General features: G+C 63.3%; 12 protein-coding genes. 3 read left to right on the top strand and 9 right to left on the bottom strand.

Translation table 11 applies throughout. From position 1 onward, the window contains the following. Positions 1-39 precede the first annotated feature (39 nt). A complete protein-coding gene (locus tag CK501_RS10825; RefSeq protein WP_095617751.1) occupies positions 40-540 on the bottom strand; it encodes a CinA family protein in 501 nt (166 codons plus the stop codon). Between the two features lie 76 nt (positions 541-616). Here CK501_RS10825 and mutS point away from each other — a divergent pair, with 76 nt between their 5' ends. Beyond that, positions 617-3,211 carry a DNA mismatch repair protein MutS gene (gene mutS, locus CK501_RS10820; RefSeq protein WP_095617750.1) on the top strand — a complete coding sequence of 865 codons (2,595 nt, stop codon included), beginning with the start codon at positions 617-619 and terminating at the stop codon, positions 3,209-3,211. Positions 3,212-3,279: 68 nt separating this feature from the next. Beyond that, positions 3,280-3,612, top strand: a complete 333-nt coding sequence (gene fdxA / locus CK501_RS10815) for a ferredoxin FdxA (RefSeq protein ID WP_095617749.1) — start codon at positions 3,280-3,282, stop codon at positions 3,610-3,612. On the opposite strand, the gene CK501_RS10810 is transcribed toward fdxA, so the two are convergent. Next, the gene (locus tag CK501_RS10810; protein WP_095617748.1) at positions 3,609-4,202 is read right to left on the bottom strand and encodes a class I SAM-dependent methyltransferase; all 594 of its coding nucleotides are present in this window, start codon (positions 4,200-4,202) and stop codon (positions 3,609-3,611) included. The genes fdxA and CK501_RS10810 overlap by 4 nt on opposite strands. 119 nt (positions 4,203-4,321) lie before the next feature. Between CK501_RS10810 and CK501_RS10805 the strand changes: the two genes are divergently transcribed. Then, positions 4,322-5,371, top strand: coding sequence for a methyltransferase domain-containing protein (locus CK501_RS10805; RefSeq protein ID WP_095617747.1), 1,050 nt, complete (start codon positions 4,322-4,324; stop codon positions 5,369-5,371). Here CK501_RS10805 and CK501_RS10800 read toward each other — a convergent pair. The 7 genes from CK501_RS10800 to CK501_RS10770 all read right to left on the bottom strand — a co-directional run bounded on the left by CK501_RS10800 (position 5,368) and on the right by CK501_RS10770 (position 12,024). Next, entirely contained in the window at positions 5,368-5,982 is a 615-nt protein-coding gene (locus CK501_RS10800; protein WP_095617746.1) for a DUF938 domain-containing protein, read from the bottom strand. The two genes, CK501_RS10805 and CK501_RS10800, sit on opposite strands and share 4 nt — an antisense overlap. Continuing rightward, positions 5,979-6,830 (bottom strand): slipin family protein, encoded by an 852-nt coding sequence (locus tag CK501_RS10795; RefSeq protein ID WP_095617745.1) that lies wholly within the window; start codon positions 6,828-6,830, stop codon positions 5,979-5,981. Before CK501_RS10795 ends, CK501_RS10800 begins: the two co-directional genes overlap by 4 nt. Further along, positions 6,823-8,298, bottom strand: coding sequence for an NfeD family protein (locus CK501_RS10790; RefSeq protein ID WP_095617744.1), 1,476 nt, complete (start codon positions 8,296-8,298; stop codon positions 6,823-6,825). The genes CK501_RS10795 and CK501_RS10790 overlap by 8 nt, the downstream gene beginning before the upstream one ends. A 146-nt stretch (positions 8,299-8,444) precedes the next feature. Continuing rightward, positions 8,445-9,209 carry an SDR family oxidoreductase gene (locus tag CK501_RS10785; RefSeq protein WP_095617743.1) on the bottom strand — a complete coding sequence of 255 codons (765 nt, stop codon included), beginning with the start codon at positions 9,207-9,209 and terminating at the stop codon, positions 8,445-8,447. 223 nt (positions 9,210-9,432) lie between these two features. Further along, entirely contained in the window at positions 9,433-10,125 is a 693-nt protein-coding gene (locus CK501_RS10780) for a histidine phosphatase family protein (protein ID WP_095617742.1), read from the bottom strand. 10 nt (positions 10,126-10,135) lie between these two features. Further along, positions 10,136-11,200, bottom strand: a complete 1,065-nt coding sequence (locus CK501_RS10775; protein ID WP_095617741.1) for a phosphotransferase family protein — start codon at positions 11,198-11,200, stop codon at positions 10,136-10,138. An 11-nt stretch (positions 11,201-11,211) separates the two neighbouring features. After that, positions 11,212-12,024, bottom strand: coding sequence for an SDR family oxidoreductase (locus CK501_RS10770; protein WP_095617740.1), 813 nt, complete (start codon positions 12,022-12,024; stop codon positions 11,212-11,214). Positions 12,025-12,037 lie beyond the last annotated feature (13 nt).

Below are 12,037 nucleotides of genomic sequence, written 5' to 3'. Positions count from 1 at the left end.
GGACAGTATTATGCACAGACCTGATCAGTGATTCAACGGTTATCCCTGCAGCCAGCGCTTGAGGCGCTTCAGGGCGAACTCAACCGCCTCGCGCCGGACCTGATCACGGTCCCCTTCAAACTGTTTGCAGGTGGTAACAGGGGTGCTGCCCGCCACCCCCCAGCCGAACCAGACGGTCCCCACGGGTTTTTCCGCGCTGCCACCGCCCGGCCCGGCAATACCGCTGACGGCCAAAGCCACATCCGCCCCGGTTTTCTCGAGTGTGCCGGAAACCATGGCCGAGACCACGGCGGAGGACACAGCGCCATGCCCGGCAAGAATGCCCGCGGGCACGCCCAGAAGCTTTTCCTTGGCCTCGTTGCTGTAGGTGACCAGCCCGGTCTCAAAGTAATCGGAACTGCCCGATGTATCCGTCAGGCATTTGGCGACCCAGCCGCCGGTGCAGGATTCGGCGGTTGCGATCACGCGCCCCTGGCCACGCAGGCATTCGCCCAGTGAGGCGGCCTTGCGCGCCAGGGTGGCGTCCGATGGCTCTCCCATACGGCTCTCCGTTTCGTTCGCGGGTTCATGGGACTAGAATCGTGCATTCCACCAGATCAGCAGGCTCAATAACAGCATGTCCGCAGCGGAACCCGATCTCAACAGCCATACGCCGATGATGCGCCAGTACCTGCAGCTCAAGGCCCAGCACCCGAATGAGCTGCTTTTCTACCGCATGGGCGACTTCTACGAACTGTTCTACGAGGACGCACGCCGCGCCGCCGAGATGCTGGACATCACCCTGACCGCGCGCGGTCAGTCCGCCGGTCAGCCGGTGCCCATGGCCGGTGTGCCCTACCATTCGGCGGAAAACTACATCGCGCGCCTGGTCCGTGGCGGTCATGCCATCGCCATCTGCGAACAGACCGGCGACCCGGAAACCAGCAAGGGGCCGGTGGACCGCGAGGTGGTGCGCATCGTCACCCCGGGCACCCTGAGCGACGAGGCGCTGCTGGAGGAACGCCGGGACAACCTGCTCATGGCGATACATTCCCACAAGGGGGCCTTCGGCATCGCCACCCTGGAGATCTCCTCCGGTCAGTTCGTGGTTGAGGAGCTGGATTCGGACGAGGCCCTGAGCGCTGAGCTGGAACGCCTGCAGCCCGCCGAGATCCTGATCAGCGAGGACTTCCCCAGCCCGGAACTGCTGGAAGGCTTCAGCGGTATCCGCCGCCAGGGGCCCTGGCTGTTCGAGATGGAGTCCGCCCACCGGCTGCTGACGCGCCAGCTGCAGGTACGTGACCTGCGTGGTTTTGGCTGCGAGGATCTGACCCTGGCCATACAGGCCGCCGGCTGCCTGCTGCAGTACGCCCGCGACACCCAGCGCAACAACCTCCCCCATATCCGCCGGCTCAGCCGCGAGCGGCGTGAGGAGAGCGTCTCCATGGACGCGGCCAGCCGCCGCAACCTGGAAATCGACACCAACCTCGCCGGCGGCCAGCAGAACACCCTGGCCTCGGTCATGGACCGCACAGCCACCGCCATGGGCGGGCGGCTGCTGCGGCGCTGGCTCAATCGTCCCCTGCGCGATGCCGAAACCGTGCGCCAGCGCCGCGACAGCGTCAGCGCCCTGCTGGCCGATCATCAGCATGAGGCCATTCATGAACGCCTGCGCGGTATCGGTGATATTGAGCGGATTCTATCCCGGGTGGGTCTGGGTTCCGCCCGGCCGCGGGACCTGGCGCGGCTGCGCGACGCCCTGATCACCCTGCCCGAACTCCAGCAGGACATGGCGCGCCTGGAGCTGCCCCACCTGCAGTCAATCGCCGAACGCATAGCAACCTACCCGGTGTTGGCGGAAACGCTGGAACGGGCGATTGTGGACAACCCTCCCGTGGTTGTACGCGACGGTGGCGTGCTGCGTGCCGGCTACGACGGGGAACTGGACGAACTCACCAACCTCAGCGAGAACGCCGGCGACTACCTGATGCAGGTGGAAGAGCGCGAACGGGAGCGCACCGGAATCAATACCCTCAAGGTGGGCTACAACCGGGTTCACGGCTACTACATCGAGATCAGCCGGACCCAGTCCCACAATGCGCCCACGGAATACATCCGCCGGCAGACACTGAAGAACGCCGAACGGTTCATCACCCCCGAGCTCAAGGAGTTCGAGGACCGCGCCCTGAGTGCGAAAAGCCGCGCCCTGGCGCGGGAGAAGTATCTCTATGACGAGCTTGTGAAACATCTGGGGGAACATCTTTCGGAGCTCCAGGAAACCGCGGGTGCCCTCTGCGAGCTGGATGTGCTGACCAATTTCGCCGAAAGGGCCCAGAGCCTGCGTTTCAATGCCCCGGCATTCAGTGACGAACCCGGCATCGCCATCAGTCAGGGCCGTCACCCGGTGGTGGAATACCTCCAGGATGCCCCCTTCGTGCCCAACGACCTGCACCTGGACGATCGCAACCGCATGCTGGTGATCACCGGGCCCAACATGGGCGGTAAATCCACCTATATGCGACAGACCGCCCTGATCACCCTGCTCGCCTACTGCGGCAGCCACGTACCGGCCGAAAGCGCCACCCTGGGCCCGGTGGACCGCATCTTCACCCGCATGGGCGCCTCGGACGACATCGCCAGCGGCCGCTCCACCTTCATGGTGGAAATGACCGAGACCGCCAACATCCTGCACAACGCCACGCCCGAGAGCCTGGTGCTGATGGACGAAGTGGGGCGCGGCACCAGCACTTTTGATGGCCTGTCGCTGGCCTGGGCGGCGGCCGAGCGCCTGGCCCGGGATGTCGGCAGCTACACCCTGTTCGCCACCCACTACTTTGAGCTCACCAGCCTGCCGGAGCAGGCCGGCAGCGCCCGTAACGTCCACCTTACCGCCACGGAGCACGAGGACAGCATCGTCTTCCTGCACAGTGTCCATGAGGGCGCCGCAAGCCGCAGCTACGGGCTGCAGGTGGCGCGGCTTGCAGGGGTACCGGTGGACGTCATCGACAATGCCCGGCGCAAACTGGACGAACTCGAGGGCAGCGCCGGCGCAACACGCGCCGAACCGGCTCCGGCCTCGGCCATGCAGGCGGATATGTTCGCCAGCCTGGAACCCTCGCCGGAGGAACGTGATATCCTAGGGATCGACCCGGACGGCATGACCCCGCGTGAGGCGCTCAACACCCTGTATGAGCTGCGGGCCCGTCTGCGGGAACGCCTTGGCGGCGATTGAGCCGGGTCATTGCAGACCCCGTCGCCCGACCCTAGAATAGCCGCCTGAACCATCGCCAGGATGTAACCATGACGTTTGTCGTTACTGAAAACTGCATCAAGTGCAAGTACACCGACTGCGTGGAAGTCTGCCCCGTGGACTGTTTCTACGAGGGGCCGAACTTCCTCGCCATCGACCCGGACGAGTGCATTGACTGTGCTCTCTGTGAACCGGAGTGCCCGGCCGAGGCCATCTACTCCGAGGACGAACTGCCGGATGACCAGGAGGAGTTCCTGGAGATCAACGCGGATATGGCCGCCAAATGGCCGAACATCACAGAGAAGAAGGATCCGCCGGAAGACGCCGAGCAGTGGGATGGCGTCAAGGGCAAGAAACAGTACCTGGAGCGCGACGGCGCCTAGACCGGTTTCCGCATCAGTGCCACGTCCTTGCGTGGCACCTCACAGTGCCAGCCGAACCGCGCCGCCACCCGGTGCAGCGTGGTTTCCCGGTAGAACACCACATGGGTTGGATCCCGCCGGTAGTGCCAGCCGGCAAACCGGTCGTCGTCCGTCTGGAAACAGGTCATTACGCCCAGCCAGCCCCCTGGCATCAGCAGCCGGTCCAGCAGCCGGAAGGTGGCTGCCGGGTCATGCAGATGCTCAACCACCTCGGTGCAGGTGATCGCCTGGTACGAATGCCCAAGCAGCGCCTCGTCCGGGGCATAGAAGGGATCATAGCCGTCGGCTGCGAATCCCGCCTCGCGCAGCATGGCCACCAGCGCCGGTCCGGGGCCACAGCCGAAATCCAGCACCCGGTCTCCCCACGTCAGGCGCGGCATCAGTTCGTCCGACAGCCGCGCCAGGAAACGCCGGTAGCCCTGGTCCCTTTCGTCGTTGTCATGCTGGTCATACTCGGCCTTCTCCGTCGCCGGGCCGGGCCGCTGGGAAGGCTCGAGAAAGGTGGCCTCGCACTGATGGCAGCGCCAGTAGTCGCGCTCGCCAATCGTCATGAACGCCGCGGTCGTACCGCTTTCACACACCGGGCAACAGGGTGCGGCCTTGTGTAACATGGGCGCCTTAAATGGGTCTCCCGGATGATCAGTCACAGAACGGAACAGCGACGCGAATTATGAGAGAAGACGTTCAGGATTACTACGGCCGCCAGCTCCAGGGCACACAGGATCTGCAGACCAACGCCTGCTGCGACCAGGCGCCACCGGGATGGCTCAAGCCCATCCTCGCCAGCCTGCACGACGAGGTTCTGTCCCACTACTACGGCTGTGGCCTGGTCGCTCCCCAGCTTCTGGAAGGCGCGCGCATTCTGGATCTGGGCAGCGGCAGTGGCCGGGACTGTTACGTGCTGTCGAAGCTGGTCGGTGCACAGGGTGAGGTCGTGGGTGTGGACATGACCCCGGAACAGCTGGCCATCGCCCGCCGCCACCAGGAATACCACCGGGAGGCCTTCGGCCACGCCCGCTCCAACGTGCGCTTCCTCGAGGGTTACATTGAGCAGCTGGACGAGCTGGATCTCGAGGACGACTACTTCGACATCGTCATCTCCAACTGCGTGATCAACCTGAGCCCGGACAAGGAGAAAGTGCTGTCGGAAGTCCAGCGGGTGCTCAAGCCCGGCGGTGAATTCTACTTCTCGGATGTGTACGCCGACCGTCGCATACCGGCACACCTGAAAGAGGACCCGGTCCTTTACGGCGAGTGCCTTTCCGGCGCCCTCTACTGGAATGATTTCGAGAACCTGGCCCGCAAGACCGGCTTTACCGACCCGCGCCTGGTGGAAGACCGGCCGCTGACCATCGAGAACGAAGCCATTGAAGCACGCCTCGCCCCGGCGCGCTTCTTCTCCGCCACCTATCGCCTGTTCAAGCTGCCGGAGCTGGAGCCCCACTGCGAGGATTACGGCCAGGCGGTAATCTATCAGGGGACGATTCCCGGTGAGGAAGCGGTATGCCGGCTGGACAAACACCACCACATTGAGCGCGGCCGCGTCTTCCCGGTCTGCGGCAATACCTGGATGATGCTGGCGGATACCCGCTTTGCCGAGCACTTCCGGTTCATCGGCGATTTCAGCACCCATTTCGGGATCTTCGAGGGCTGCGGCACGGCGCTGCCCTTTGGTGACCCCGAGTCCGGAACGGAGGCGGCGAGCGGCAGCTGCTGCTAGGCGCCGCCGCGCACAAACCTCAGGAGCTGGTTGTTGGCCGGCATGCGGAAACGTTCCACGGCCTCGAAACCATAATCCGCCGCCAGCGCATTGAAGACGGCCCGGTCCTTGATGCCGCTGGCCGGATCCCGCTCCTGGAGCCAGGCATCCAGCTCCGCGTTGCCCTCACTGGTGTAGCCACCGTCCTCGTTGAAGGGCCCGTAGATCAGCAGGTCACCGCCCTGGCGCAGGTGGGCGGCGCTGATCGCCAGCAGACCGTTGACGATGCGCCAGGACACGAAATGCACGGTGTTGGCCGTGAACACCGCATCAAAGGTCTCCCCCAGACGGACCCCCGCATCAAGCGCGTCCACCTCCAGTGGGTCACGCACATTGCGCAGCTTCGCCTCACGCCGCCATTGCCGGATGCCGTCAAGGTTCTCGGCGATGTCCGTGGGCTGCCATTCCAGGTGCGGCAGGTGGCGCGCCATATAGACGGCGTGCTGGCCGGTCCCGCTGCCCAGTTCCAGCACCTTCGCGGGCTGGGTCAGGACCTCGGCCAGAACCTCCCGGATCGGTTCCTGATTGCGCTCACAGGCTGGCGCAAAGGGTTTCTCCGGTGCATCCGTCATACCTTTCCACCTTCCTCGCCGCCGAGAACCGCACTGGTATCCGGGAACTCCGAAGACGAATGAGCCGGCTCCCCACCCCCATCATCCGGCTCCGGTGTCTCCATGCCGGCCACGCTCTTCTTCAGGTCCCGCAGCAGATCCACCGGGAAGACAATGGTATTGGTCTTGTCATTCGAGATCTCGGTAAGCGTCTGCAGGTACCGCAGCTGCAACGCCTCGGAACGCCTGGACAGCGTCCGCGCCGCCTCCAGCAGGCGTTTTGACGCCTCGTGCTCACCCTCGGCATGAATGATCTTGGCCCGCCGCGAACGCTCGGCCTCGGCCTGGCGGGCGATCACACGGATCATGGACTCGTCCAGATCCACGTGCTTGATCTCCACGTTGGAGACCTTGATGCCCCACGCATCGGTCTGGGCATCCAGAATCTCCTGAATGTCCTCGTTGAGCTGATCGCGGGACGCCAGCATGTCGTCAAGCTCATGCTTGCCCAGAACCGAGCGCAGTGTGGTCTGGGCAAGCTGACTGGTGGCCGCGTAGAAGTTCTCCACGTTGATGACCGCGTTCTGCGGGTCCATGACGCGGAAGTAGAGCACAGCGTTCACCTTCACCGAGACGTTGTCCCGTGAGATCACATCCTGGGAAGGCACATCCAGCACGATGGTCCGCAGATCCACTTTCACCATCTGCTGGATGAACGGGATCACGATGATCAGGCCCGGCCCCTTCACCTTCTGGAACCGGCCCAGCAGGAAGATCACGCCGCGCTCATACTCCCGCAGGATCCGGAACATGCTCACCAGCAGACTGATGACGATCAGTACAATGGCTATGGTGAAATATTCAATCATTCGACTGGCCCTCCGACCTGACTGTCAGTTTAAGTCCTTCCACGTTCTGGATAACCACAACATCCCCTTCACGGACCGGATCCGCCGAGTGCGCCTGCCAGATCTCGCCCAACACACGCACCCGGCCATGCCCCTGCCCGTCAAAGTCCCGTATCGCCACGGCCGTCGTGCCCTCCATACCCTCGGAGCCGCTGACCACCGCTTTGCGCGTTGACTGCAGCGCCATTCGCAGCACCAGCACCATGATCAGGAAGGTCGACACCGAAAATGCCGCTATCACAGGCATGGCGATCTGGTAGCCCGGCAGGTCCGTGTCCATCAGCATGACGGAGCCGATCACAAAGGCCACGGCCCCGCCCACCCCCAGGATCCCGAAGCTCGGCGAGACCGCCTCAACCACCATCAGCCCGATCCCCAGCAGCATCAGTGCCAGCCCCACATAGCTGATGGGCAGCATCTGCAATGCGTAAAGCCCCACCAGCAGACAGATGGCGCCCACGACGCCGGGCACCCCCATGCCCGGGTTGTAGAACTCCAGGATCAGGCCGTAGATACCCACCAGCATCAGAATGTACGCCACACTCGGATCCGTGATCACCGTCAGGAACTCGGTGCGCCAGTCCTTCTGGATACGGCTGATGCGGTGATCGGCCAGGGCCAGCGTCTGCATCACGCCATCCACATCCACTTCCATGCCGTCCGCCTGGGCCAGCATGTCCTCAAGACTGTCGGCACGGACATCGATCACATTCTTCTCAAGCGCCGCACTCGAGGAGAGGTTCACCGCTTCGCGCACCGCCTGCTCCGCCCAGTCCGCGTTGCGCCCCCGAAGCTCCGCCAGGCCCCGGATGTAGGCCACAGCATCATTGATCACCTTCTTCTCCATGGCACTGGCGTTACCGGCATCGCCATCCTGCCCGGACGAGGAGTCAGCCCCCTCTTCCGACGCCCCTTCGGAAGCACCGCCCTCACCATCTCCCTCAGCGGCCCCATCGTCTGTCTGGAGGCTGAACGGCGAACCACCACCCTCATCCTGACTACCACCGCCCCCCATCTGCACCGGCGTCGCCGAGCCCAGATTGGTGGCCGGCGCCATGGCGGCCACATGAGAGGCATAGAGAAGGTAGGTCCCGGCACTTGCCGCCCGGGCCCCGCGCGGCGTGACGTAGGTGGCTACAGGGACTTCCGAGGACAGGATCCCCTGAATCATGTCCCGCATCGACTTATCCAGCCCACCGGGCGTATCCAGTTCCACCACAAGAAGATCCGCTCCCTGCGCCTCCGCATCAGCCAGCGACCGCAGGAACCAGTCCGACACAGCCGGCCCGATCGCCTCCTGGATCGTCATGACCCGAACGTCCGCCGCACTCCCGGATCTGGAAGCACCATCCTCCTGTGCCTGAACCGTCAGCAGAAGGGCACCGAAAAACAGCAGGAAAAGTGAAACCGCACGCGGAAACAATTGCATCAAAGGCATTCCCTGAGTGGCAGGATCCTCAGAGCAAGATGGTTGATTTCAACGGATTTGACAAGAGGCAGTGCAGGAGCAAGCTCCACTCGCGATACCGGGATGAGCACCGCGCGCGAGGCGCGCTCCTGCGATTTTGGAGGGCGTTATACGGTTAGGTAGCCACCATCCACGTTCAGGCAAGCGCCGGTAGTGTAGCTGGCCGCATCCGACACCAGATACAGCACCGACCCCGCCATCTCACTGGGCTCCGCGATCCGCTTCTGCGGAATATGCGCCAGCGCCTGCTGCTTGATGGAATCATTGGTCGTCAGCGCACTGGCGAACTTGGTATCCGTCAGGCCCGGCAGCAGCGCGTTCACCCGAATGCCCTTCGTACCCAGTTCGGTGGCGAACGACTTCGTCATCTGGATCACCGCCGCCTTCGAGATGGAATAGATCCCCTGGTAGTGGCCCGGGACAACCCCATTGATCGACGCGACATTCACAATGGAACCGCCGCCGTGCTTCTTCATGAGGTTCACACCCGCGCTGGTCATGAAGAAATAACCCCGGATGTTCACATCCACCGTCTTATTGAACGCCGCCAGATCGGTATCCTCAATGGGCCCGAAATACGGATTCGCCGCCGCGTTGTTCACCAGGATATCCAGCCGCCCGTAACGCCCCTCAATATCCGCAAAGATGGCCTCAATCTGCTCCATCTCCCCGATATGGCACGCAATAGCCTCAGCCTTGCCACCCTCGTCACGGATCGCCTGCGCCACCGCCTCACAGCCATCAATCTTGCGGCTGGACACAATCACCTGCGCCCCCTGCTTCGCCAGCAGCTTTGCGATTTCCTCACCAATCCCCCGGCTCGCGCCGGTTACCAGGGCGATGCGGCCCGTCAGGTCAAACAGATCACTCATTTCTCAGTCCTTTTCTCGTCTTGCCAACTTATATGTTTATTCACGTCTACGCGGCGCTCCGAAGCGGGGAATCGGGCACTGCCAAGCGGGAAGCTCTGGAGCCATGGATGGCGGAAGAGCAGCCTACAGGGACGTACTCGTGGCGTTTCCCGATTGGCAGTGCCCGATTCCCCGCCAGCAGCGACCTCTCAGTCTTGAGGTTTCAGGCCGAGTGGCACAGGCCTCAGCGGTAGGTCACCAGCTGGGGATCCTCCCCCTCCAGATGCCCGAAACTGTTAAAAACCGCCAACGACCGCCGATCCCCACTGAACAGCACCCGCGACACACTCGCATTCGCCAGCACCTCATTCAGCCGGAACGCCCGCATGTCATCCAGATCCAATAGCGACTGGGCCACCACACTGATCGGCCCACCCGAGGTCACCACGAATACATGCCTCGCATCCCCGGCATCCCGGATCACCTCATCAAGCCCCTGCAGCACACGCTCCCTGAACGCCCGCCAGGACTCCGGGTAATCCCCCTCGTTCTCGCCACCGATCCAGCGCCGGATCGCCTCACTGAACGCATGCTGGAACGCCTTGCGCGGATCCGCCTCCTTCGCCAGCTCCCGGGCCATCTCCTCCGGGTTTCCCCAACCCGGCCGGTACGCCTCCAGCACCGCCCGATGGTCGAACTCATTCAGCCCCGGATGCACCGCCGCCTCCGGCAGCCCATCCCCGAAGCCTTCCGCCATCGCCTCTATGGTCTCGCGATGCCGGCGCAGCTCACCGCCGAACAGCCGTTCGGGCTGGGTATGCCGGCCAATCCAGCGCCCCAGAACCCGACCCTGCTCCCAGCCACGCTGCGAAAGCCGGTCGTAATCCGACGCGCCGAAACTCGCCTGCCCATGACGGATCAGGTGCAGTGTTGCCATCGATCCGCTCCTACAGGGTGCTCTTCTCAATCAAGCGTTTGCAGCGCTGCTCCAGGTAATTCGCCGCCTGGCCGAAGCCGGCGAAGCGCTTGTCCTGGGTCTGACCGTGGTAGTAGCGATAATAGATCTGCTGAACGATGCCGGCCAGCCGGAACAGCCCGTACACCTCATAGAAGTCGAAGTTGTCCGCATGGAAGCCGGAGCGCTCCATGTAATAGGCCACGACCTCATCCCGGCTCATCATCCCCGGCCGGTGCGTGGGCTGGCGCCGCAGCATATGGAAGAACTGGTCATCGTCCGCCTGCACCCAGTACGCCAGACTGTTGCCCAGGTCCATCAGCGGATCGCCGAGGGTCGCCATCTCCCAGTCCAGGATGCCAATCACCTCGAACGGGTTGTCGGGGTTCAGGACCACGTTGTCGAAACGGAAATCATTGTGGATAACGCAGGTGGCCACGTCCTCCGGCATCTTTTCCTGCAGCCACTCCATGACCGGCTCGAAGTCACTCACATCCTCCGTGCGTGCCTTACGGAACCGGTCGCTCCAGCCGTCGATCTGGCGCTTCACGTAGCCCGCGCCCTTGCCGATCTGGTCCAATCCAGCCGCCTGGTAATCAACGCGGTGCAGGTCCACCAGCTTGTCCACGACGTTGCCGCACAGCTTGCGGGTGTCCTGCTCACTGAGCTCGAAACCCTCGGGAAAATCCTGACGCAGGATGATGCCCTTGAGGCGTTCCATCACGTAGAACTCATCACCGAGCACGTCATGGTCATCGCAGATGGCGATGATGTCCGGCACGTAGGGATAAACCGGCTTGAGCGCACGCATGATGCGCGCCTCGCGCAGCATGTCATGGGCCGACTTGGCCTTGTGCCCGAACGGCGGGCGGCGCAGGACGAAGGAGCGCTCGCCGTAGTCGATCTGGTAGGTCAGGTTTGAAGCGCCGCCCGGGTACTGGCGGATCACAGGCTCGCCTTCCAGCTCCGGCAGCTGCTGCTTCATGAAGCGATCCACTGCGGCCGGGTCCAGCGCCTCGCCCTCGCGGGTTTCCGTTGGCTGATCAATCAGGGTCATGGTCGCCTCGCTCAGTTCTTCTGCATCTTTTTCATCCAGCGCTTGCTTTCCATTCCGAGCAGGAAGTCAAAAGCTTTCGGGCTGGCGCGCTTGATGTACCACAGGCGGCGTTCGGTCTTGTGCGGCAGCACCCAGAAACTCCCCTTGCGCACGGCACGGGCGATGTCCTCGGCCACGTCATCCGCGGTGACACTGGAGCGCTGCATCAGCTTGTTCACGTTGTTCTGGATGCCCGGAATGCTCGAACGCATGCTCGAGGTCAGGTTTGTCTGGAAAAACGCCGGGCAGACCACACAGACGTTTACACCGGTGTCGAGGAACTCATGGTTCATGGTCTCGGAAAGCGCGATGACGCCGGCCTTGGAAACGTTGTAGCTGCACATCAGCGGCGCCAGCATCAGCCCCGCCATGGAGGCGATGTTGACGATGGTGCCACTGCCCTGCTCCTTGAGGAGCGGTGTGAACACCTTGCAGCCCCGGACCACGCCCATGACGTTGATGTCCAGTATCCATTCCCAGTCCGCGATGGTGGTGTCCTCGATGGAACCGGCCGAGGCAACGCCCGCGTTGTTGACCACCACATCCACGCCGCCCCAGCGTTCCACCAGGGCGTCCTTTGCCTTTTCAAGACTGTTGAGCCGGCGCACGTCGCATTCGAGGAAAAGTCCCTTGCCGCCGACCTCGTTAATGGCACTTTCGGTTTCCACGCCCTGTTCCGGCGTGATGTCGCCAATGCACACCCGTGCGCCCTGGCGGGCGTAGTTCAGTGCCAGTGCCCGGCCGAGGCCACTGGCCCCGCCGGTGATGAATACCCGTTGGCTCATGTGTTGTCTTCCT

Source organism: Halovibrio salipaludis, from assembly GCF_002286965.1.
Taxonomy (GTDB): Bacteria; Pseudomonadota; Gammaproteobacteria; order Pseudomonadales; family Oleiphilaceae; genus Halospina; species Halospina salipaludis.
The sequence above is the reverse complement of the archived record's forward strand: the minus strand, read 5'-3'. Positions and strand labels throughout refer to the sequence as shown.

What these genes read in the sequence shown, in the direction of transcription:
- CK501_RS10785 (WP_095617743.1), bottom strand. Translation starts at nt 9,209, where the DNA reads ATGAGTGATCTGTTTGACCTGACGGGCCGCATCGCCCTGGTAACCGGC.
- CK501_RS10805 (WP_095617747.1), top strand. Translation starts at nt 4,322, where the DNA reads ATGAGAGAAGACGTTCAGGATTACTACGGCCGCCAGCTCCAGGGCACA.
- CK501_RS10810 (WP_095617748.1), bottom strand. Translation starts at nt 4,202, where the DNA reads ATGACGATTGGCGAGCGCGACTACTGGCGCTGCCATCAGTGCGAGGCC.
- CK501_RS10790 (WP_095617744.1), bottom strand. Translation starts at nt 8,298, where the DNA reads ATGCAATTGTTTCCGCGTGCGGTTTCACTTTTCCTGCTGTTTTTCGGT.
- CK501_RS10780 (WP_095617742.1), bottom strand. Translation starts at nt 10,125, where the DNA reads ATGGCAACACTGCACCTGATCCGTCATGGGCAGGCGAGTTTCGGCGCG.
- mutS (WP_095617750.1), top strand. Translation starts at nt 617, where the DNA reads ATGTCCGCAGCGGAACCCGATCTCAACAGCCATACGCCGATGATGCGC.
- CK501_RS10800 (WP_095617746.1), bottom strand. Translation starts at nt 5,982, where the DNA reads ATGACGGATGCACCGGAGAAACCCTTTGCGCCAGCCTGTGAGCGCAAT.
- CK501_RS10825 (WP_095617751.1), bottom strand. Translation starts at nt 540, where the DNA reads ATGGGAGAGCCATCGGACGCCACCCTGGCGCGCAAGGCCGCCTCACTG.
- CK501_RS10775 (WP_095617741.1), bottom strand. Translation starts at nt 11,200, where the DNA reads ATGACCCTGATTGATCAGCCAACGGAAACCCGCGAGGGCGAGGCGCTG.
- CK501_RS10795 (WP_095617745.1), bottom strand. Translation starts at nt 6,830, where the DNA reads ATGATTGAATATTTCACCATAGCCATTGTACTGATCGTCATCAGTCTG.
- CK501_RS10770 (WP_095617740.1), bottom strand. Translation starts at nt 12,024, where the DNA reads ATGAGCCAACGGGTATTCATCACCGGCGGGGCCAGTGGCCTCGGCCGG.
- fdxA (WP_095617749.1), top strand. Translation starts at nt 3,280, where the DNA reads ATGACGTTTGTCGTTACTGAAAACTGCATCAAGTGCAAGTACACCGAC.